This is a genomic window from Algoriphagus sp. 4150, assembly GCF_031457395.1.
Taxonomy (GTDB): domain Bacteria; phylum Bacteroidota; class Bacteroidia; order Cytophagales; family Cyclobacteriaceae; genus Algoriphagus.
The window spans coordinates 113,299-135,582 of the sequence record NZ_JAVDWS010000010.1 but is presented as its reverse complement, the minus strand read 5'-3'; the positions used below and the strand labels follow the sequence as shown (position 1 = coordinate 135,582).

Annotated in this window: 21 protein-coding genes; 13 read left to right on the top strand and 8 right to left on the bottom strand. The window is 41.8% G+C overall.

Annotated elements, in window-relative coordinates; all coding sequences use genetic code 11:
• Positions 1–117 precede the first annotated feature (117 nt).
• The 4 genes from J2X69_RS14110 to J2X69_RS14095 all read left to right on the top strand — a co-directional run bounded on the left by J2X69_RS14110 (position 118) and on the right by J2X69_RS14095 (position 2,551).
• Positions 118–474 carry a hypothetical protein gene (locus J2X69_RS14110; RefSeq protein ID WP_310104396.1) on the top strand — a complete coding sequence of 119 codons (357 nt, stop codon included), beginning with the start codon at positions 118–120 and terminating at the stop codon, positions 472–474.
• Positions 471–551: a hypothetical protein gene (locus tag J2X69_RS14105; protein ID WP_310104521.1), complete on the top strand. Its 81-nt coding sequence runs from the start codon at positions 471–473 to the stop codon at positions 549–551. The genes J2X69_RS14110 and J2X69_RS14105 overlap by 4 nt, the downstream gene beginning before the upstream one ends.
• A 106-nt stretch (positions 552–657) precedes the next feature.
• Positions 658–1,803: an ATP-binding protein gene (locus tag J2X69_RS14100; RefSeq protein WP_310104393.1), complete on the top strand. Its 1,146-nt coding sequence runs from the start codon at positions 658–660 to the stop codon at positions 1,801–1,803.
• A gap of 112 nt (positions 1,804–1,915) precedes the next feature.
• Entirely contained in the window at positions 1,916–2,551 is a 636-nt protein-coding gene (locus tag J2X69_RS14095; RefSeq protein ID WP_310104390.1) for a hypothetical protein, read from the top strand.
• Between the two features lie 59 nt (positions 2,552–2,610).
• Here J2X69_RS14095 and J2X69_RS14090 read toward each other — a convergent pair whose 3' ends face one another.
• On the bottom strand, positions 2,611–3,582 hold the full coding sequence (locus J2X69_RS14090; RefSeq protein WP_310104388.1) for a helix-turn-helix domain-containing protein: 972 nt from the start codon (positions 3,580–3,582) through the stop codon (positions 2,611–2,613).
• A 137-nt stretch (positions 3,583–3,719) separates the two neighbouring features.
• Between J2X69_RS14090 and J2X69_RS14085 the strand changes: the two genes are divergently transcribed.
• The 5 genes from J2X69_RS14085 (at position 3,720) to J2X69_RS14065 (ending at position 6,551) form a co-directional block, all read left to right on the top strand.
• The gene (locus J2X69_RS14085) at positions 3,720–4,145 is read left to right on the top strand and encodes an MFS transporter (RefSeq protein ID WP_310104386.1); all 426 of its coding nucleotides are present in this window, start codon (positions 3,720–3,722) and stop codon (positions 4,143–4,145) included.
• A gap of 93 nt (positions 4,146–4,238) precedes the next feature.
• The gene (locus J2X69_RS14080; RefSeq protein ID WP_310104381.1) at positions 4,239–4,655 is read left to right on the top strand and encodes a VOC family protein; all 417 of its coding nucleotides are present in this window, start codon (positions 4,239–4,241) and stop codon (positions 4,653–4,655) included.
• A 41-nt stretch (positions 4,656–4,696) separates the two neighbouring features.
• Positions 4,697–5,146, top strand: a complete 450-nt coding sequence (locus tag J2X69_RS14075; RefSeq protein WP_310104377.1) for an SRPBCC domain-containing protein — start codon at positions 4,697–4,699, stop codon at positions 5,144–5,146.
• Between the two features lie 30 nt (positions 5,147–5,176).
• Complete coding sequence (locus tag J2X69_RS14070; RefSeq protein WP_310104373.1) at positions 5,177–5,743, top strand: Crp/Fnr family transcriptional regulator; 567 nt, start codon at positions 5,177–5,179, stop codon at positions 5,741–5,743.
• A 100-nt stretch (positions 5,744–5,843) separates the two neighbouring features.
• Positions 5,844–6,551: a methyltransferase domain-containing protein gene (locus J2X69_RS14065; RefSeq protein ID WP_310104371.1), complete on the top strand. Its 708-nt coding sequence runs from the start codon at positions 5,844–5,846 to the stop codon at positions 6,549–6,551.
• A 304-nt stretch (positions 6,552–6,855) separates the two neighbouring features.
• Here the strand turns inward: J2X69_RS14065 and J2X69_RS14060 are convergent, their stop codons facing one another.
• From J2X69_RS14060 to J2X69_RS14030, 7 genes are all read right to left on the bottom strand, one after another.
• Complete coding sequence (locus J2X69_RS14060; RefSeq protein WP_310104367.1) at positions 6,856–7,686, bottom strand: alpha/beta hydrolase; 831 nt, start codon at positions 7,684–7,686, stop codon at positions 6,856–6,858.
• A 481-nt stretch (positions 7,687–8,167) separates the two neighbouring features.
• Positions 8,168–9,859, bottom strand: a complete 1,692-nt coding sequence (locus tag J2X69_RS14055; protein WP_310104364.1) for a SusD/RagB family nutrient-binding outer membrane lipoprotein — start codon at positions 9,857–9,859, stop codon at positions 8,168–8,170.
• A gap of 4 nt (positions 9,860–9,863) precedes the next feature.
• The gene (locus J2X69_RS14050) at positions 9,864–9,989 is read right to left on the bottom strand and encodes a hypothetical protein (RefSeq protein ID WP_310104361.1); all 126 of its coding nucleotides are present in this window, start codon (positions 9,987–9,989) and stop codon (positions 9,864–9,866) included.
• Between the two features lie 3 nt (positions 9,990–9,992).
• The gene (locus J2X69_RS14045) at positions 9,993–13,388 is read right to left on the bottom strand and encodes a SusC/RagA family TonB-linked outer membrane protein (protein WP_310104359.1); all 3,396 of its coding nucleotides are present in this window, start codon (positions 13,386–13,388) and stop codon (positions 9,993–9,995) included.
• 30 nt (positions 13,389–13,418) lie between these two features.
• Entirely contained in the window at positions 13,419–13,613 is a 195-nt protein-coding gene (locus J2X69_RS14040; RefSeq protein ID WP_310104355.1) for a hypothetical protein, read from the bottom strand.
• Positions 13,614–14,285: 672 nt separating this feature from the next.
• On the bottom strand, positions 14,286–15,500 hold the full coding sequence (locus J2X69_RS14035) for a DNA-binding transcriptional regulator (RefSeq protein WP_310104352.1): 1,215 nt from the start codon (positions 15,498–15,500) through the stop codon (positions 14,286–14,288).
• A 4-nt stretch (positions 15,501–15,504) separates the two neighbouring features.
• Positions 15,505–16,782 carry an MFS transporter gene (locus J2X69_RS14030; protein WP_310104349.1) on the bottom strand — a complete coding sequence of 426 codons (1,278 nt, stop codon included), beginning with the start codon at positions 16,780–16,782 and terminating at the stop codon, positions 15,505–15,507.
• 161 nt (positions 16,783–16,943) lie between these two features.
• Here J2X69_RS14030 and J2X69_RS14025 point away from each other — a divergent pair, with 161 nt between their 5' ends.
• The 4 genes from J2X69_RS14025 (at position 16,944) to J2X69_RS14010 (ending at position 22,178) form a co-directional block, all read left to right on the top strand.
• Positions 16,944–18,014 carry a polysaccharide deacetylase family protein gene (locus J2X69_RS14025; protein ID WP_310104345.1) on the top strand — a complete coding sequence of 357 codons (1,071 nt, stop codon included), beginning with the start codon at positions 16,944–16,946 and terminating at the stop codon, positions 18,012–18,014.
• Entirely contained in the window at positions 18,014–19,210 is a 1,197-nt protein-coding gene (locus tag J2X69_RS14020; protein ID WP_310104342.1) for a sialidase family protein, read from the top strand. Before J2X69_RS14025 ends, J2X69_RS14020 begins: the two co-directional genes overlap by 1 nt.
• A gap of 2 nt (positions 19,211–19,212) precedes the next feature.
• The gene (locus tag J2X69_RS14015; RefSeq protein ID WP_310104339.1) at positions 19,213–21,423 is read left to right on the top strand and encodes a hypothetical protein; all 2,211 of its coding nucleotides are present in this window, start codon (positions 19,213–19,215) and stop codon (positions 21,421–21,423) included.
• Between the two features lie 227 nt (positions 21,424–21,650).
• Positions 21,651–22,178 carry a sigma-70 family RNA polymerase sigma factor gene (locus tag J2X69_RS14010; RefSeq protein WP_310104335.1) on the top strand — a complete coding sequence of 176 codons (528 nt, stop codon included), beginning with the start codon at positions 21,651–21,653 and terminating at the stop codon, positions 22,176–22,178.
• Positions 22,179–22,284: the final 106 nt, after the last annotated feature.

The window sequence follows — 22,284 nt, the reverse complement described above, 5'->3', positions numbered from 1 at the left end:
GGCAGGCATGACCCAAAGTCACACGGAGGAATGATCATTCGTGATGCGAAATTCTCCCGATCCGCCGCGGCGGACGGGACAGGCTATCTGACCATTAAAAAAACAACTTATAAACAGATGAAAGCTATATTTTTTGAGAAGTACGGAAAACCTGAAGAGGTACTGAAATTGAAAGAATTGGCTATGCCTATTCCTAAGGAAAATGAGGTTTTGATTAAAATCCATGCCACTGCTATTAATGATTATGATTGGAGTATGGTCAGAGACAAGCCTTTTTTGTATAGACTTTTGTTCGGACTTCTCAAGCCCAAGCATCCAATCGCCAAATGCTTTACCTTTTTGGAAGACCGGGTTTTCACCCACTTGTCCATGACAGCAGAAGAACGGTATTTGCATTTCTTTGGGTACAATAAGGAGCTTTTCAACCAAGTCCCACTCCAATACTATTCGCTCACATTTCCTTTGATAGAATGATGGGCTATGGCTTGAAATTCAACAACAGCTTTCACCATACGCATCTTGGAGGGATTGGAAAAACCGAGAGTGATTAGGATTAACACAAAGAAATAAAAGATCAAACCACTCATTTTCAATGAAATTATTTTCACAACTGTATTTATTATGTATTTTTGGAATACAATTCCTAATTTACATAAAATGGAGTATTTTGATCGGCATATTAAAGAAAAGGCTTTGTCGCTTTTGAACAAATTCCCCCTAATAGCCATTACAGGACCCCGCCAATCCGGGAAAACCACCTTTGCCAGAAGGTTGAAACCAGATTACACCTATGTAAATCTGGAGCTGCCAGAAGCAAGGAATTTTGCCAAAACTGACCCATTAGCTTTTCTTAGGGCATACCAAAATGGAGTTATTCTAGATGAAGTCCAGTGGGTTCCCGAGTTATTCTCCTATTTACAGGTATTAACTGACGAGAGAAATATTCCTGGCGAATATATTCTGACTGGATCCCAAAACTTTCTTCTATCTAAACAAATCACCCAATCCCTAGCGGGTAGGGTTGCTATGTTAAATTTACTCCCATTTTCAAAGGCAGAACTATCCGAGCATATCCCAATCCAATCTTGGGAAACTCTGACCGTAAATGGTGGCTATCCAAGAAAATATCAGTTTGACATCGCGCCTAACGACTACTATCCCAATTACATTCAAACTTACATCGAGCGTGACGTGAGACAGATCCTGAATGTGATGGATTTGGGGAATTTCCAAAAATTCCTCCAATTGTTAGCAGGAAGAGTTGGTCAAATCTTCAATCAAAGCAATTTTTCAAATGAACTCGGAATCGATCAAAAAACCGTAAATGCGTGGCTTTCCGTACTGGAAACATCCTTTATAGCATTTAGACTTCCTTCCTATTATCGCAATTTCAATAAGCGAATTTTGAAGTCACCGAAAGTGTATTTTTACGATACAGGTGTACTATGTAGTTTATTGGGAATCAAACGTCCAGACGATTTGAATGTGCATTTTGCACGCGGTCCCTTGTTCGAAAACCTAGTGATTTTAGAACTTATGAAAAAAGGGTTTAACGCAGGAAATACTCTGTCCATATTTTATTGGAGGGACAGCAATCAAAACGAAGTGGATCTTTTGCAAGAAGCAGACGGGAAATTGACGGCCATAGAAATAAAATCGTCGGAAACCTATCATTCAGATTTTCTCAAAGGCTTGAAATACTTCCAAAAAACAGCTCCTGAAAGTGCTGCAAAACTCATCTACGCAGGAAATCTAAATCATGAACGAGAAGGAATACAGATCAGTAATTTTCGAAATTTATAAGTCCATTACTTAACATTTAGATTAAGTCCAGCTTCTGGAGAAGCAGGACAACAAGGATAATTGGAGAATATATGCACTTGCGTATATAATAGATGTACACAATATGAATACAATGAAGCATTTACGACTAGCTTTTATTTTGACTCTTACCATAGTGCTTGTTCAAGCTTGTAAGACATCAAAAAGGACTAATGGAAACAAAAAAAACACCAAAAATGGATTGATTATTTTTCAAAATGGCGTAGAAACTTCTGTGAACAATCTTTCGGAAACGATAGAAATTGACAAGAAAGAATTCTCATTGAGATTTTACAACAAGAAATATAACCCCGAAAAGAATAAATTTTATTCGGCTCAAATCGCAGCTTTTGTTGACAAATCTGAATTTGATAAAGTAAAAGTCGGCCTAGCAAAGATTGATCTACCCTGTTTTGAACCTGGATCAGGCATGGCTCCCGACAAAAGCGGAAAATATGAAACTTTGATTTTCAATAATAACGGACACCATTACACGATTTATGAAAACCCGGAAAGTGAAAGACTCAACCTTTTAGAAGACTCGGGGAAATTTTTGAAGCTTGAATTCGAAGTAAACTCCTTATACTATGATACAATGGAAGTTATGATGACAGACACCAAATTGAAAGAGTTCTACATTGCTTTTTTGATTGACAGAAATCTAAATGGAACTATTGACAAAGGAGAGTTGAAAAAACTGACATTTAAAGTAAAGGAGATAGACGAGTAGACAAGCATGAAAAAAATAGGCTCACAGACTGTCCCCTCCCGACTAGGTGAGAGTCATTCCTAGTTAATCCTAGCATAACGCTTCTGGTATGCAGATGGGGTGAGCCCTACAATCTTAAGAAATACCTTTCTAAAAGCTGTTGCATCGGTATAGCCAACGCTGTACATGACCTCGCTGATATTCAAGTAGTTCTTTTCAAACATTTTTTTAGCCGCTTCTACTCTCACCCGTTGTAAGTATTCTATCACTGTATTATTGATTGCTTTTGAAAATCTACGCTCAAAAGTTCTACGGCCTATACTAAACTTTGCACATAGCTCACTTACGGTTATGTTTTCGCTGTAATTATGCTCTATATATAACTGTACCTTCTGCATCAATTCATCATCATGATTTTTTTGGGTATTAAAAATGATAAATGGCGACTGACTGTGACGGTCAATGTCTATTTCAAAAATTTTTGACTGCCTGACAGCCATTTCACGTCCTATGAATTTTTCGATTAAATATAAATTGAGATTGAGTGAGGAATAGGCTCCTCCACTGGTATAAATCCCATTTTCATCGGTAATTATTTTATCGTCCTGTAAATTCACCAAGGGAAACATAGACTTAAACTCTTCGGCAGCCATCCAATGCGTCGTGCAACCCCTTCCATCCAGCAAACCCGAACTGGCCAATATAAAGGCACCAATACATAAGCTGGCAATTTCTGCTCCTTTTCGATATTGGTCGACCAGCCATGGAACCAAGTTTTTGTTAGAATCAACTACATTTTCGTATGGCCCGTGTACGGCAGGAATAATAATCAAATCCGTCTTTTTGAGATTCTGTATAGTAATATCAGCTTTAATATCAAATATGTTATTGCTTGATTTCTTCTCTCGATTTACTGCTACCAATTGTACTACAAATTTTGGGACATTATCCGATTGCGTCAGTGCATCATTTGCCATGGTAAACATCTTATAGGTCGCTTCTAAATTGCTTACGCTAATGTTGCCTTCTGGCAGTAGAATGGAAATATGCATCGCTTTACTTTTGAGTAAGCCCAAAGATAATCAAGCCTCCTGTCGCATTCAACACCCTATATTGTCAAAATAGCACTAACTGACTGTTTCGGACACGCTTTACCTTTATACCATATTTAGAAAAAGAGATAGACACTATGTACCAAACGAATCAATCAGAAAAATCAAACCCATGGTGGGTACTGACATTACTTTGCACATCCTTTTTCATGGTAGTCACGGATTCTACCAGTGTTTATTCCGCGCTGCCCTCCATTGAGGAAGAACTTGAGCTTTCTTTAGGCGGATCCGAATGGGCAATTATTATGTATATGTTGATTTTTGCAGGGTTGGTATTATTAGGCGGTCGCATCTCCGATTATTTTGGGCGAAGGCGAATATTTACAATAGGGGTAGTCCTTTTTACTCTGTCAGCTGTATTCTGTGGTTTTTCATGGACCGATGAAGTGCTTATTTTTGCCAGGCTTCTTGAAGGTATTTCAGCAGCGTTAATGACACCCGCCGCTTTGTCTATTGTCATCAATAATTATTTTAGAAATTACCTCCAGATGAAGATGTTTTAGAAAAATAACTAGTTGTGACCTTACTGAAATAAGGCACCGAAGGATAATTAAGCAGAAACATAAACTCAATAAGTTAACCGTAACAAATACGCTATGACACCAAAACAAATCTGGGCAAACTTAGGGGTAGAGAATATCGAAAGGACAAAAGAATTTTACCTCGCACTGGGGTTTAAGCTAAATGGTCATCCTACCAAGGAGCTTGTGAGTTTCTTTTTTGGTGCTGATGAGTTCGTTATTCATTTCTTCGAAAAGGAAAAATTGAAAACGAGTTTGGAGGGGGAATTATCTGACCTAAGTCAGGGAAATGAAATTATGTTTACCCTCTCTGCAGGCAGTAAAGGTGAATTTGATCAATGGATAGAGGAAATAGAAAATGCGGGAGGAACGGTTTTCTTCGACTCCAATAAGGACAGGAAGGCTTACTACGATGAAAATGGATTTCACGTTTGTGTATTTGCAGATCCTGACGGTCACAAGTTCAACCTTTTATACAGCAACAGCATGTAACTCCCTAGAATAGAAGAAATTACCACATGCAAACAAGAAAGATGAATACCACACTTATAGTTAACAAAGAAAAATTGATACCTAGTACTCCTCATGAAATTTGGGAAGTACTCACTACTCCTAACTATTTTGATCAATGGATGTTTGTTCCGGGAAAAGTTAAAGACAATAGATCTTTTGGTTTAGGAAGCAAAATCGAATGGATTAATGAGAAAAATACTGTTTATCTCACAGGAGAAGTGATAGCTTTTGTTCCTAACCAAAAATTGGTGATTTCCTTGCAGGACATAAGCTGGAAAGCAGAAATACCAAAGGGAACTGTTACCTACGAGTTTCACTTAATTGAAACAGCTAAAGGCACAAAAGTGAAATTTCATTTAGGCGACTTGTCTATTGATCCGGAAGGACAACTTTGGTTTGACGCTTACAGTAAAAGCGATGAAATAGGAGCTATAGAAAAATTAATTGAAAAGGTTTTTCTTAGAGAGTAATTGTGTATTCAGAAGTAAACAAAATATTTAATGGACAGATTAATAGCACTATTTGAATCGATTTTGCCAATTTCAGATTCTGACAAAGTTTTGATCATCCAAAATACTTACAAAGAGACAGTAGAAAAGGGAGAAAAATACTGTGAGCAGGGACAAACTTGCAAAAAAATGGGCTTTGTGCTGGAAGGTGTTTTTAAGGTGGTAAGGACCAATGCCAATGGGGATGATTTTATCCAGTATTTTACGAATGAAGGACATTTTGCAGTTGCTTTGGAAAGTTTCACAAACAAGACACCTTCGGAGGAATATATAGAAGCATTGACCAAATGCACGCTGATCACATTGACAATCGGCAAGTATGAATTGCTGGAAAAAGCAGTTCCAAATTTCCCCAAAATCATAAGCCGGATAAAAGAAAAAGCACTGCTCGAAAAATACTTGCTTAAAAGTGAAATGTTTGTCGATGATGCCCAAACCAAATATAACAAATTGGTTCAAAGACAACCTTCGATCATACAGCGTATTCCCCAAAGTCAAATTGCTTCTTTTCTTGGGATCACCCCATATACTTTGAGTAGAATCAGAAGAGTGAAATAGTCTTGTTTTTTGCCTTATGGCAAAAAACGGAGTTACGGCCAACCCTAGTTTTGTGGCAAACAAAAAATCAGGGAAATGAACTTATTAAATTAAAAGACAAATGAAAAAATCAACGATAGAAGAGATCAAAGAGCGGTTTGACAAGGATGTGGAGCGATTTTCAAATTTGGATACAGGGCAGGTTGCGACGATAGATGCAAAAATCTCCTTGGAGCTAATAACCGAAGCGGCAAAGCGAATTGTACCAAATGCCCAAAATTTATTGGACGTGGGCTGTGGTGCCGGGAATTATTCACTGATGATGCTGACAAAAACCCCCGACCTAAACTGCACCTTGGTAGATTTGAGTAAACCCATGCTTGACAGGGCATTTGAAAGAGTATCCGAAATGACAAAGGGCGATGTCACAATTTTGCAGGGTGACATTCGGGAAGTTGGGTTAAGAGAAAACCATTATGACATTATTTTGGCAGGCGCTGTTTTGCATCATTTAAGGGATGATGCGGATTGGGAAAGGACCTTCGAAAAGCTGTTCAAATTACTCAAACCGGGTGGCTGTCTGATGATTTCAGATTTGATCAGACAAGACACTGAATTGTTGAACGACTATATTTGGGAGCGATATGGGGACTATTTGGAAGGTTTGGGAGGAAAAATATACCGTCAGAATGTCCTAGACTATGTTGAAAAGGAGGACTCCCCGAGATCCATGAATTATCAATTGGATCTTATGAAACAAGTCGGCTTCAAAAAAGTAGAAATCCTACACAAAAACATGTGTTTTGGGGCATTTGGGGGGATTAAGTAAGATCAGACTTTGGGTAAGGGGACAAAGCTGATTTTGGGACTAAAAATCCCGAAAAGCACAATTCTACCCCATCTTGTACTAAATCCGGCTTCTGTAAAAGTGGAAGAACAATCTCTTCAGGTTTCGGAGTGGACTAACGGACTAACTCAAGTTAAAAAATCTCATTATTGATCTCTAAAAACCCAACGGTCAAAGAGAAAATATAGTGCTAGTATTTAATTTCTGTGACAGCGGTTAAGAAATTTCATAGAAAAACCGGGGATCTCATTCAGATATCCGGCTTTTTAGATGACAAGTGTATCCCTTACTTTTTCAGAAAATCCAACAAAAGAGTATTTAATTCATCCCCATGTGTGAGATTCAAGCCATGTGGAGCTCCTTTGATTAGATGATAGGTATTGTCGGCAATTCCTTTTGCCGCCTGTTCTCCGGAAGTCCTGTAAGGAACAATATTGTCCTTATCTCCATGAACAATCAGGGTAGGGACTTTCACATTTTCCAATTCGGATCTGAAATCCGTCCCCGCCCAAGCCTCCGCAGCCTTGATTGTAGCAACAGAAGATGCATGAGAAGCTACTCCAAAGTCAAAGTCTAGATTTGCTTCACTTACTCCCTTCGCACCTTTCTCGTAATTATAGAAATTGGTATGAAATCCCTTTAAAAACCCTACCCGATCAGTCTTAAGAGCATCCAAAATCTCTTCCAGCACCTTTTGTGGCACGCCCTCAGGATTGTCTTCTTTCTGCGCTACGAGCGGGATAATCGAGGCGATCAAAGCAGCTTTTGAAATACGGTCAGTTCCGAATTCAGTAAAATACCTGACCACTTCTCCTCCACCCATACTAAATCCTACCAAAGTCACATCGTTAAGATCAAGGTGAAGAATCAATTCGTGCAAGTCTCCTGCTAACGTAGTGTAATCATAATCTCCCCACGGTTGGGAGGATTTGCCAAATCCTCTTCTATCGTAAGCAATCACCCGAAATCCCTCTTCAACCAATGTCCGTATCTGACCTTCCCAACTCTGATGGCTCAATGGCCAGCCATGAATCAGAATGACCGGCTTTCCTTTTCCATAATCCTGATAGAAAATCTCTACCGCTTCTTTTCCTTTATTGTTTTTCAAAAATGGCATAACTAAATAATTTAAGTTAGTGGTTTATAAATTCCGGCAGAACAAAAAACATCCTACCCTAGTAGTATAAGACTGGGAGAAGCAACTTTTTGTTGCCTGGCTGGAAAGTTTCTTCCGCGCTTTCACTCTGATAAAGTGGCTCTCAAGATCACGAAAAGCCCCCGTTACCTATTAGCTTGTGTCTTGATACTTGCTTCTTGATACTTGCATCTTGATACTATTATTCTGAAGGTTTAAAGATTAAAGGTTAAGAGGTTAAAGATTAAAACGGAAATATGCCGTGACTACAAATTATTTCTGACTCTGTCCATGTTCTTTGTCTCTTGGTTCTTGCTTCTTGATACTTGGCTCTAAAACCTTGATACTTATATCTTGCTACTTGTTTCTTGCTACATTTAGCCTCGGTGATCTAAGCCGTTAAAAAAAACTCCATGCCTTGTAATAGACATGGAGTTTCTTAAATCTAAAGTAAGTCAGAATCTTACCAAGGAATGGTAGTGCCCTGATACAACCAGGATCTGGACCATTGGCTGTCCTTGCCAAATCCGCCCGAATAATCTGTCAACTGCAATCTGTCCAATGCGGCGGCAATGCTTATTGCATTGTTGTTGTACTCGTCCTCGCCATACTGAAATCTCAGGGCAATTTTTGGCTGTGGAGACTGTGGACCTGTCTGCAATCTAGGGTAGCCGGTACGTCTGTAATCCGCAAAAGCTTCTGCTGCTGCAGTCCAGCTTGCCACCCATTTTTGCTCCATCACCTGCTCCAAAGTATTGTTAAAAGTGATTCCTTCTTCGGCAATAAAACGCTCATATTCGGCAACTTTTCCCCATACCATCAATGACTTTTCTATACCATCGTAATAATGCTCCTCAGCAGATCCTACATTCCAGCCCTTCAAAGCAGCTTCGGCAAAAATAAAGCTCACTTCTGCTGAAGAGATCAACCTAGCCTTGAGAATATCTCCCGGAGAGCCTGCTGACTGGTAGATATCCGCCAACTGCGAAACATGTTGGTTTTGAGTACCCTGACCCGGTGAAGGATTTCCATTATAGGATTCCGGTATCATGAGTGCGGGAGGCAATCCTACATATTCAGCTTCATTATAACTCACCATATCAGGATTATACCTTCTGGTAAAGTTCTCACCGGCATAGTTGTTTACAAAGTCATCAAAGGGATAGGTGACTACCCCTAAAGGCTCACCGTTATTCCTGATGAAAGCCTCAGCCGCAACATCCAAAGATTCGTCCGGCACCCATTGTACTCTGACAGGTGCAAACCAGACCGGAAGTCTTGGATCACTCGTTCCCATCAGTTGGTCAATAAAGGTCTGGCAGGCCTGGTACCTCTGGAAATCATTCGGATTCAAAGCAACATGGCGTGTGATCCAAATGTCACTGGCCCCTCCGGTATAATCCAATACGGCGTCTTGAGAGGTGCTTTGGATATAATCCCCGGAGGCATAAATTGCCTCAATGCCTGCTTTGGCTACATCGGGCTTCTGGCTGGAAATTCTCAGGTAGTAACGAAGTAAAAGGGAATTGGCAAATCTCTTCCAAGCAGCTGCATCTCCTCCATAATACAGGTCATTGGCAGCGGTCACTCCACCGGTATTGGCTGAATTAAATAGTGTAACGGCTGTCTGCAGATCTGCTATAATCCCGTCGTAGATCACCTCCTGACTGTCAAATTTCGGGAATTGAAACTCTGCAGCCAATTCATCCCCTTTCAGCGCATCGGTATAGGGTGCGTCTCCCCAAAGGTCTGTGATGTTTCCAAAAACAAAAGACTTCATGGTCATAGATACCCCTTGAAAAAAGGCATGATCCATCTCTACAGCTCTTTTATAAAGCAAATTATTGTTCCTTAGGATAGCATACCAACCTGCCCAACTCTCACTTTCCCAGCTGTAATTGTTATGACCACCATACCAGCCATTTTTCTGTGTATGTTGGACCGCTCCGGCCATGTTATTCACGCCCAAATCCACGTAGCTCTGGGCAGCTGATGCCAAAATTGAAGGCATCAATAAATTGGGATTTACTTCCGCAGGGTCAATTCCGTACGGATTGATGTTCATTTCATCAAGCTTATCATCGCAGCCTGTGAATCCCACCCCGCAAATCAATGCCATCAATAATCCCCGATATAGTTTAGATGTAATTTTCATGTGTTTATAATTGTTTTTCAATGGTCACATGGAATCTCGCATGGTTTACCATCATCCCTCTCCCGAAGCAAGTTCGGGACAAGTTGTGTGTTCCCGTAGGTACGGGATCATGCTCGATTTCATAATTCATTGATTAGAGATTAAAGTTCAATTTGAAACCTATAGGGAAGCTCCATGGCATCACATTCTGGCGCTCAATTCCCTGACGGAACTGAGAGGAGGTATTTCCCTGGGTTCCGCCATTTGCCCAGAAAGCGCGTTCAGGATCGATTCCTATATCCGCTTTGGTCCAGATCATCAGGTTTCTGGTGTAGACAGAGATTGTTGCATTTCTGAATCTTCCCATCGTGGGAATTCTATAACCTATGCTCAATTCTCTCAATTTGATAAAAGAGGCATCAAAGGTCACCTGCTCATTGAAACTCCATGGAAAGGTATTGGTAATCGGATAGATATTGGTGCCCTCTCCGCCCAGATGCTCTACATATACATCATCACTGAAATCATCCGGAGTATCTGCACCTGCTGTCTGAATCACTCCCGGAATAAAAACTCCGTCGTTTCCATTTTCATCTACATAATATCCTCCTGATGCCGCAGTATGGCCCCCTACCCTTGGATAGTTACCCGGTCTTGGGATAATGTATTGCTCAGGATTAGCTTTCATCATAGCGATCAACTCATCAGTCGCATATAGGCTGCCCGGAATTAAATTATCCAATTGTCTCTGAGATTTCCAGTCGGACTCTCCATATCTGTAGGTAAAGGACATAAATTCTCCACCATGTCTCCAGTCAAAGCTGGCTCCGACTACAAAGCGTTTGAAATTCAAAGTGGTCTGCAAACCCATTTGAAAATCGGGGTTAAAATTGCCTACTTTCTTGAGGTTTTCGGTACCGGAAAGCTCCTGCCATGACCCTGCATTGGAAAGAACAGGCCATCTATAATAAGGTGAGTTCGGGTCTTTTACCTCAGCATAGCTACTACTGTACATATTTCCGATTTGCTCTCCCACAAAAGTGATAGCCCCCCCACTATTCTCTGACCAAAGGGTGATTCTATCCAAACCTTCTGTAAGCTCTACCACCGTAGTCCGGTTTCTACTCCAGTTCAGATCTACATCCCACGTAATGTCCTTCTTTCTGAGGACTGTTCCTCCCAGGGATAGTTCTACACCACGGCTTCGGATCAGACCGGCATTGATCAGTCGACCTGAGTAGCCGGAGGAGGAAGGGAGATTTACAGAGAAAATCTGGTTTCTATTATCAATCTGATAAATCGTTCCTGCAAATCGAAGCCTATTGCTAAACATGTTCAAGTCAATACCGCCTTCATAAGAGGTTGCTTGCTCAGGCTTCAGGTCCGGATTTAACAGACTGGAAGGCATACTGGCTGTGTTGATGGAATTGTATAACCCTGTTGAAAGGTTTGGAAGAAGGTTGTATGGCCCTGTATCATTTCCTACCTGTGCCCAGCCAAATCTCAGTTTCAACAAGTCTATTTTATCAGACATGCCCAGAGTATAGTTTGTCAACCAGCTAAGGGAAGCGGAAGGGTAGAAATAGGATCTGTTTTCGCGTGGTAAGGTAGAAGACCAATCATTTCTGGCTGTCAAGTCTAGATAAAGCTGATCAGCATATCCAAAGGATGCCAGTCCATAGATGGAATAAATCCCTCTTTCAGAGAAACCATTTGCCATAGATCTGTTATCGGCAGGAATATTCTGAACATTGTATATCCCTGGAATAACCAAACCGTTGTTTCGGTCTCCCCCTACTCCCACATCGGTACTTTTGCCAAATCTGTTCATGATATTTCCTCCAATGGAAGCGTTGATATCCAATTTTCCAAAATCATCATTCCATGAAGCCAAAAAGTCTGTATTGGATTCTTGGGTCAAAATATCAGCGGTATAATATCCTCCACGGGCCATTCTACTGTAACTGTAAGGTATTTTGGTTTCCTGATTCTCATCAGACCGATCCAGGGAATACCTTACTTGAATGGCAAAGGATTCAGAAAACTTATAATCCAAGGACACATTTCCATAAATTCTGTCCCGGACAAAAGAATTCTGCATTTCATAGGCGATAAAGTAAGGGTTGTCACCTGAAGCAGTTCTGACTTGCTGAACACCTTCCTGCCCCGGCACCCAGATATCCCTCATCAAGTTGTAATCCACATAAGGAGAAGAATACACTGCTTCCAAAGGATTGGCTCTTCTATCCCCTGTACTTGGACGATCGTTGGATTTGCTGTTGGTATAGTTGAAATTGGAAGTAAAAGTAAGCTTCTCTGTAATCTTATGGCTCAGTGACGTTGAATAGCTGTTTCTGAACAGATCAGAGTTGGGGATCATCCCGCGATGCAGCATATTGGAGTAGGAAATCCTGTAGGTAGTCTGTTCGCTTCCCCCATCCACGGCAATATTATTGGTGGAAGTGATTCCGGTCTGCATGAAATCTTTCATCGCATTCGGATAGGCAATTAGTTCCGTCGGAATAGGATCTCCGTTGGCATCCAGCGGACTATTCCACTGAACAGCTGTGTTGCCGGCATTCAGCTCCGGGCCTCCCCAATAGGCTGAACCTTCATTGAATACTCCTGTGCGATTGCCATTGGCATATTTGTAATGAAAATCCAACAATCGGGTCGGTCTTTCGAACACATTGCTTGTGCTAAAAGAAATCCCCATAGTCTTACCGGCTTTGCCGGACTTGGTGGTAATGATCACCACCCCATTTCCTGCCCTGGTCCCGTACAAGGCCGCAGCACTGGGTCCCTTCAGTACTGAAATACTTTCGATATCGTCCGGATTGATATCGGAAATGGCATTTCCATAATCCACCTGGTTCCCATCTCCGTTTTCCCTTACGTTGTTCAGGGAATTGGACATAGGCACACCATCCACCACAAATAATGGTTGGTTATCAGTAGTCAAAGAAGTAGCACCCCGAATGACCATGCTCATGGAAGATCCAGGCCCGCTTGTTTGGTTGATGGTCACTCCCGGCATTCTACCGGAAAGGGAACTCAGTACATTTTCTTGGGACACTTGGGTAAGTTCCTCTCCTTTTACACTGGAGACGTCGTATCCCAGAGAACGTTGATCCCGCTTAATTCCCAAGGCTGTCACCACTACCTCAGACATATCTGTGGCAGTTTCATTCATACCAATATTAATGATAGATTGGTTTCCTACTGTGATTTCCTGTGAATCAAACCCCACAAAAGAGAAAACCAATAAAGAACCTGGACCTGCAACATTAAGAGAGTAGGTTCCATCTATCTCAGAGACAGTTCCATTGCCTGTACCTTTCTCAAGCACCGTAACGCCCGGAATTGGAGTCCCGTCCACACTGGAGACTATTTTACCCTGAACCCGGTGAACCTGAAAGACATCTTCAATCAGATTGGGAAGTGGAGAAGCCATGGCTGCCCCCCCAAGCAGCGGGAACAGCACCAATCCAAAAATCATGGGGAGCCCCCACTTAATTTTTGGCTTTTTGTTTTTGGAAAATTGTTTCATACGCATAATCATTTTTTGGGTTAGTCTTAGTTACTTTTTTGGTTTTTGGTTTGAGCATTCATTTTCCGGTGGAGCCAATCCTTCAAAAAATTCCAAAAAGGCCTGATCCAGTTGGTTTGTTCCTTTCTCCTTTTTTAGCTTTTCGAGAAAAAGATCAAACTCATCCCGGGATAGCTCTCCTTTTGACAATTTTTCGAGTAATTCCTTGATAGTTGGATTTTCCATAGGCTGTACCTTCAGCTTTACTACCTTCCCATTTGAAAAATGGACTACCTAACTACTGATTACCAGTTTGTTAATTTGACAGTTGAAAAAAATCGAATTCCGTAACAATTAGAAAATATGGAGTGTGGGGTGTCGGATGACGGAAAAAGTCGTGATCGATGATAGAGATTAGAGGTGAGATGTGGGATATCAGAGGTTGATATCAAGTGTAGGGAACAGCAGGAATTATAGATCAGGCTGGCATACGGCATTATTGTCAAAACTATTCGATATGAGTTCCAGAGGAACGATTCATCCTCTTGCCAGAGGTTTATAACCTCTATAATAATTGATGACAATATGGTCTGGGAAAGTCCCAGAGAGACGGACAATATCTATTCATCCTCCTACAGACGCATTTATGAAATTGACGGGGTGTCGGATGACGGGTGTCCACGTGGTGAAGGTTAAGGATTAAAAAGTCAAATTGGCTCTTGTTTCTGGGCTCTAAACTCTTGATACTTACCTCTTACTACCATAGAACGTTAAGGATCAAATAATTAAGAGTTTAAAAATTAAGGGTTAAAAAGTTAAATTGAAAATTGGATCTTAACTCTTGGATCTTGATACTTATGTCTTGCTACTTGTCTCTTGTTACTTGTCTCTTGTTACTTGCTACCTATGTCTTGATACTTATGTCTTGCTACTTGTTTCTAGACTCTTGCCTCTTGTTACCCCTACTTCCCACAAAGAATTGGCACCAAAGCGCTTCCTATACTCAGCCGGGGCATAGCCCATCAATTGCTTGAATTGCCTGGCGATATTATTACTGTCTTGGAAGCCCAAATCCACTGCTATTTCAAAAATACTCTGGTCTGAACTCAAAAGTTTCTGAGCCAATTTCTCCATTCTTACCTTGGTGATGTACTTATATACCGGAAGCCCGGTAATCTGCAAAAAACGCTTCTCCAAGGCTCTACGGGAAAGGGGTACTTCCTTGACCACCTGATCCACCAGAATGTTTCTATCAATGTTCCTATGAATGAAAGTTAGAGCTTCCGCGACGTAAGCATCTGAGGAGGCAAACATATCAGTAGAGGATCGGGTGATTACTTTCAGCGGAGGAACAATCACATCTCTGTAGTTATTCTCGCCGGTTATAATCATTTCATGCAGAACCTGCGCAGCCTCAAAGCCCCCCCTTTCTATATCCAGCACAATACTCGATAATGGAGGGTCGGCAAGTTCACAGAATGTCACATCGTTGTCCACTCCCAACACAGCCACTTCCTGAGGCACCCTAATCTTATTGTGATTACAAGCCTCCAAGATATGTACCCCCTGATTATCATCGCATGCCATCAAGGCAACTGGTTTGGGCAAGTTCTTCAACCATTTACTAAGAGATTTGCTTTTGTAATACCAGATATCCGTGGAGCGGGCTTTTTTATGCTCAAAATAATTGACCTGATATCCTGCTTTTTTGACTGCGGATTCAAATCCCTCTGCGCGTTCTCTGGACCAGACAATAGTATTGAACCCATAAAACGCGAAATTATAATACCCTTTCTTCAGAAAATACTCGGCTCCCATCACGCCTGTCTGCCGGTATGAACCTGTGATATTGGAGATTTTGGAAAACCGTTCTTTAAAATCCTGAGCTATAACAGGAATACCACCCTCTATAAATTCCTCCTCCATTTCATTATACAGTTGACCAATGATCCCATCAGCCCTCCATTCCTTTGCCCATTTGAGGATGCCTTTAACCCCCATCATTTCCCGATAGTACAAAGGCATGCGGCAAAAAGTCCATTGCCCGTTTTTACCGGAATAGGTACTGATTCCCTTTAGCAATGATTTGCTATACTCTTCAGCAAAATCCAACAATAATATTATCCGTTGCATCAGATTAGCTAAATAGCTCCTTTAGTGATTGGACTCGGGAGTTGCTGACCAGAGGCTTGGCCCAAATCCCAATAAACAAAATGTAACTCAGTGGAATGAACAGGAAGAACATAGCAGCCTGCAACCCGATAAAGTCTGCCAAACCACCAACTACCAAAGGGACAACGGCTCCTCCTACAATACCCGAGCAGAGTAATCCTGCGAAAGTCCCATGTGCAAAATCAACAGAATTCAATGCCAGGGAAATCAAGATAGACCACATTACGGAAAGGCAAAATCCTGAGAAAGCAAATGCTATCAAGACCGGATTTCCCTGAGCCAACAATCCGGTCAATAAGGAAAGAATAGCCCCGCAGGTGAATAAAATCAGAACCAACTTGCTATCCATAAACTTCAGCAGAACCAATCCCAACAGACAACCAAGAGTCAACAATCCCCAGAAATAGGAAATAACCCTAGCCCCTCCTATACTGGGATCCACTCCATGATAATCCTGCAAGAACTGGCTGACCCAATTGGCAATGCCCTGCTCTGTCCCGACATAGGAAAATATTCCAAGAAAATACAACCAGACCATTCGCTTACTTAGAAGCTTTTTCAAGGTTTGACCCAATTCTACTTTCTCATCTTCTTTCAATTTCACTTTAGGGAAATTCGTAATACCGATCAAAAGCAGCATCAATCCGGCAAGCACTGCAAATACGAAATAGACGGAAACCCATTTCATATCCGCGGGAACCCACACTTCCAACAGGCTGATCCACGCAGGTGCCTCAGGCGTAAACAGGGAATGATCCATGTAGCTGTACAACATGGGACTAAGGAATGAGGCAGCTCCAAAAGCCAATTGCCCCAAAACAGAATTGAACGCAAAGTGCTCTTCTCCTCCGGTAACTCTCAAAAGGGGATTGATGACTACCTGGAGCATCGCCATTCCCATCCCAATAATAAACAGGGAGCCCAAAGCAGGACCAAAGCTGGGATTGAAACCAAACAACAAGGCACCTAAGGCTGCCAAGCTAAACGCCAACAAAAGTACGGGCTTTTCCCGCCAGCGCTCCACCAATAATCCCGAAGGCAGAGACATAACCCCATAAGCCACAAAAAATGCAAATGGCAAAAATCCTGCTAAGCCGTAGCTTAAAGAAAAACTTTCGATGATCCCCGGAATGATGGGGCCAAGAATATTGGACATCAGAGATATGACAAAGAATATTAAGAAAATAAGTAAGAGGATTTTCTTTTGCTTATTCCTTTGGGTATATACTTCGAGTGAAGGCATGTATTTTAGATTTTAATTCAATTCTAAAGAGAAAAACAATAGAAACTAACCTGTTAACAGTTTCTTAAAATAAAAAATAAAATCAGACAGTTAGTCCATTTCTAAAATAACAAGGTAACACCCGTATATCAAGCAACTCAAAAGACCACTGATAAATTGAGATGAATTTCAACTACAAACAACCTTTTATATTAATTCTGTGGATACTCTCCACCTCGCTTTCAATAGCCCAATCCGATGTAAACCTGAGTTATGCCGAGAAACTGGGATACCCAAAAGGAAAAAGGGTGGTGATATTCCATGTAGATGATGCTGGTATGTCCTTTGAATCCAATCAGGGGACCTTTCAAGCCATGCAGGAAGGTGTGGCAACTTCCTGTAGCGTCATGATGCCCTGTCCTTGGGCGGGCACATTTTTGAGATTAAGCAAAGAAATACCGGGGATGGATATAGGCTTGCACCTGGTACTGACCTCCGAATGGAAAACGTATCGGTGGGAGCCTCTGGCCGGAAGGACTTTGGTTCCCGGATTATTGGATCCTGAAGGATCCTTTTGGCCCAGCGTAGAAGAAGTCGTAGCACATGCGGCTGCGGAGGAGGTGTATTTGGAATTGAAAGCGCAGGTAGATCGTGCCTTGCAAAATGGCATTCAGCCAAGCCATTTGGATTCTCATATGGGGACACTTTTTGCGAGCCCGAACTTTTTAGAAACCTATCTGAAGGTAGGATTGGAATATCAGATCCCTATCATGTTTCCGGGAGGCAACAATAAACTTATCACTGAAAGTTTTCAACAACCTATTATTGAGCAATTAAAGAAAGAAGGCAACTACAAAAAAGGCATGGAGCTACCTATTCCGGATATTCTGATTGGGGCTCAGGCTATGGGAGAAAAAATCTGGAACTCAGGCTTCCCGGTGCTGGATGACCTTCACAAGGACAGCGGAGGATGGAGACCTGAGGAGAAGCCTTTCACCCAAGGAGAGCTGACCCAATATAAAATCATGAAATTCAAGGAAATACTTGAGAAGATGGAGCCCGGGCTGGCCATGATCATTGTCCATTGCAGTCAAAACACAGAAAACTTCGGACGATTTTCAGGCTCTGGGGCTTCCAGACAGGCTGATCTGGAAGCCATGCTGTCCCCTGAATTGAAAACCTATATTGAAGAGGAAGAAATCATCCTGACTACCTGGAGAGAAGTCATGGAGCGTAGAAAAAATATCAACTAATGATGCTAAAAAGCCTTTTCAAACAAGTAACATTCTTGTGGATGGGAATGGTGGTGGTGCCGGACTGCCTACTTGCCCAATCCCAACTTGTCCCCTCATTGATCAATGAGTCTATATTCCCTCTGCAGGCAAAACACACCCATGCCAGCAGTATAGTGGCACTTCCCGGAGGAGACTTGCTTACCGTATGGTTTGAAGGCTCGGGAGAAAGAAATTCTGATGATGTCCTGCTGATGGGAGCAAGAAAAAAACAAGGACAAACTACTTGGTCAAAACCCTTTGAGATGGCAGATACTCCGGGCATACCGGACTGCAATCCCGTTCTTTTTCTCAATCAAAGAGAAGAGCTGTTCTTGGTGTGGATTGCCGTAAATGCCAACGAATGGGAAAATTCTATTCTCCGAGTGAGGAGAAGTACTTCTTTTGATACCGATGGAGCACCTACATGGAACTGGCAGGACGATATTTTTCTTAAACCCGGGGATGAATTTGCTGAGGAAGTGGCCAGAAAATTCAGGGATCTGCCTCCTTCCCATTTGGGATGGTCTTCTTATGCACCTGAATACGAGAAGCTGATTATTGAAGCGTCCCTGGACTCCAAAAAAACAAGCATGGGATGGATGACACGGATCAAGCCTCTCGTCACCGGTAACAGAATACTTCTACCGCTTTATTCGGATGGTTTCAATTTTTCCCTAATGGCTATTTCGGATGATATGGGAGAAAGTTGGAGGCCAAGCTTACCGCTGGTGGGCAAGGGGCCTATCCAGCCAGCATTGATTCAAAAGGAAAATGGAGATATCCTAGCCATGCTTCGGGATGCAGGAGATGCTCCTTCGATGATCCAACAAAGTATTTCAAATGATCAGGGCGAAAGCTGGACGGTCGCAAAAAAAACAGAATTCCCCAATACAGCCAGTTTGGAACTGCTAAAACTTAACGATGGACGATGGTGTATGGTAGGCAATGATATCCATAATGGCAGGTATCAATTGGCACTTTGGATTTCATCGGATGAGGGAAATGTATGGAGTAAGCCTCAATACCTTGAACTCGACTCCACCCATCAAGGGAAATTCTCTTATCCGGCCTTGATTCAGGATAAGGAAGGTCTCGTTCATCTCACTTATTCCAAACATCTAAACGGGGGTAAAACCATCCAATATCGCCTATTGGATCCCAACCAAATTCACTGATTATGCAAAAAACTTTTTACAGATTGACCCTACTCCTTCTATCCCTGATTCAGACTGCGGTAGTAGGACAATCAGGAACAGGAGGGACTTATCAGGACATTCCTTTTGTACAGGAATACGCCATTATCAATTCCAAAGCACTTCAGAATCTTTCTACACAAAGTCTGGCCAGTGATCAAACAGGGAATGTCCAAATTCTGGAAAACATGCAGCTATTGCGACCGGCGGCGGGTCAGTTTCAGGTCTGGGGAACGTTGGCACAAGATCAATCCTACCTGCCTATGGCTGCAAAAAAAGTGAAGGCAATCGACAGTTATCAAGGTGAGCTAGTATATCTGGACGACCTAGCCGTATTCAGCAATGCCTGGGCAGGCAGCTTATATTTGAGGCATCAGCTACCGGAAGCACATAGATTCGAAGGAGGAGGCCAATTTGATTTTCTGATCAGTGACGGAAAGCAAATACAATACTTGGAATCAAGCATTGATAAACCGATCATTCTTCCATCCCCTCAGGAAGTTGTGGATATTCAATATGATCCCACCCAAGAAACATTCTGGGTAATGAGCCCGGAAAAAGTCTATCAGTTTGATCCAAAATCTCACAAATTGAAAGAAGAATTATCAGGCAAAGGGCTGAAATCCATGGCTTACCATGCGTCCAAAAATCAATTGGTGCTGGGAAGTGACGCAGGATATTTCACCTATGACATTCTATCCAAAACCAAATCCCCGCTACTTACAACAATTCCTTGGACAGACATTCTTGTCGTGGAGACCAAAGAGGATGAAATCTGGTTTGGGACAAGCAAAGGAGCCTTCGTACTATTTCCCAATGGGGAAATCAATTACTATTATTTAGAGAGATGGATTCCTGGAGAGCAGGTTTTTGACATTGCCTTTGGTAAGAATGAAATCTATCTCCTCACCAATCAGGGTCTGTCAACTATATTTCGGAAAGAGATGACCTTGGCCGAAAAAGCGGAGTATTTCGATGAATATACCCGCAAAAATCATCTTAGACATGGATTTAACGCCACGCTTGAGCTTGCAGAGCCGGGGAAAATAGCCACAGGAAAACTGGATGATTCGGACAACGATGGCCTTTGGACTTCCATGTATTTAGCTTCGCAGGGTTTTAGATATGCCATGACCAAGGATTCGGAAGCCCTTGTTCAGATCAGACAATCCCTACTGGCTATGGAGCGCCTATTTACCATTAATCCTGTGGACGGATTTCCTTCCCGATCTTTTGAAAGGTCAGGCTATATAGAAAGACTGTCAGATCCCGAAAGATGGCAACACTCCCCGGATCCGGAATGGGACTGGAAATCCACTACCAGTAGCGATGAAGCAATCGGACATATGTTTGTCTATGGAGTGCTTGCTGAACTTGTAGAGGATGAGTGGGTGAAAAACAAATCCATTGAACTGATGGATACCCTAATGTCGCACATCGTGGCTCATGACATGTATTTATATGATTTTGATGGGAAGCCTACACTTTGGGGCAAGTGGAATCCGGATTATGTCAACAACTTCCCTATTCAGGTGGGAGACAGAAAACTCAACTCTTCCAATATCATCAGCATGCTTCAGACTGCTTACCGCTTCACCGGCAAGGAGAAGTATAAAGAAAAGGCATTCGAACTGATGGAGGATTACGGGTATTTGGAGAACCTTATGAGACCTATGAAAATCATCGGAGAAGCAGGAGACGGAAGCGATTCTTACAGCCAAATGCTTTCTGAGGCATGGAACCATTCGGATGATGAGATGTACTTTTTAGGCTATTGGGGACTTTATAGGTATGCTTTTGATGCTGAGTTGAAAGCAAAATTCAAAGAAGCAATCATAGACCACTGGGAATCAGAAAGACCGGAAAAAGATGCCTTGTGGAATATCATTACCGTTATAGTTCAACCTGAAAAATTTGACTTGGAAGAATCCATATGGTTCTTGCAAAAGCATCCTATAGATCTGATCAACTGGAATGTGCAAAACAGCCACCGTAAAGACATCCAAAACCTTGAAGCCAATTTCAGAAGACAAACCACTTCCAAAGTGCTGCCTCCTTCTGAGAGCAAAGTAGCAAGGCACAATGCCAATCGCTTTAATTTGGATGGAACAGGAAACGGAAGATCTATCTACAGTTCTGGCGACATTTGGTTACTGCCTTATTGGATGGGACGTTATTTAGGGGCAATCGAATAATTTCAGGCAATAAATACCTGTAAAAAAACAAGGCCTAAACTACAGCAATGAGTTTAGGCCTTTTTCATATGCTTCCGAAAGCCATGTTTATTAACGATAAGTTAACAATCTGATTATTAATCGGTAACCAATTCTAAATTTTCGCAAATTGAGGATTTAAATGCGTGATTTACGTATCTGATTGGGTTTATTTTTTCAAAATTGAGTAAGCAAATGAACCAAGCCCTATGACAGCACCTACTATAGAAACTATTGAAGATTTCAAAATGGGGAAACAGGAGGCGATTGAGTCAGTTTATTATTCCTATAAACCTACCGTGGTCAGGTTTATTTTATCCCTTATTAAAGACGCTGAAGAAGCTGAAGCTATTTTTCATAATGTGTTTCTGAAAATCCTAAGAAAGAGAAAAGAACTGGATACAGAAAAAGGAATCCAATCCTACATTTTCACCATCTCAAAAAACGAGGTGTTAGATTACTTTAACCATTTAAGTAGCGATAGAAAAAAAGCGAAGGATTTTTATAAAAACAGGATCGAAAGTTCGGTGGATCTGAAAATGGAAGAAGAAGCCCTTATGGTCCGGTTGGAAGAGGGGATAGAAAAGCTTACAGACCAAAGGAAGCAGGTTGTTAAACTTTCCTACTTCGAAAATCTTTCCTATCAGGAGATCGCAGATCAGATGCTTATTTCAAAAAATACCGTTAAAAACCATTTGATCAAAGCGAGATTGAGCCTGAGAAATTATTTAATGTGATTATCCGCAATGATGCCAGTAGCCTCATTTTCTTTGGTATAACGGCAGGAAGACCGATACTTCGACTACGCTCAGCACGAGTGACAGAAGACCGAAGTGGCCTCGA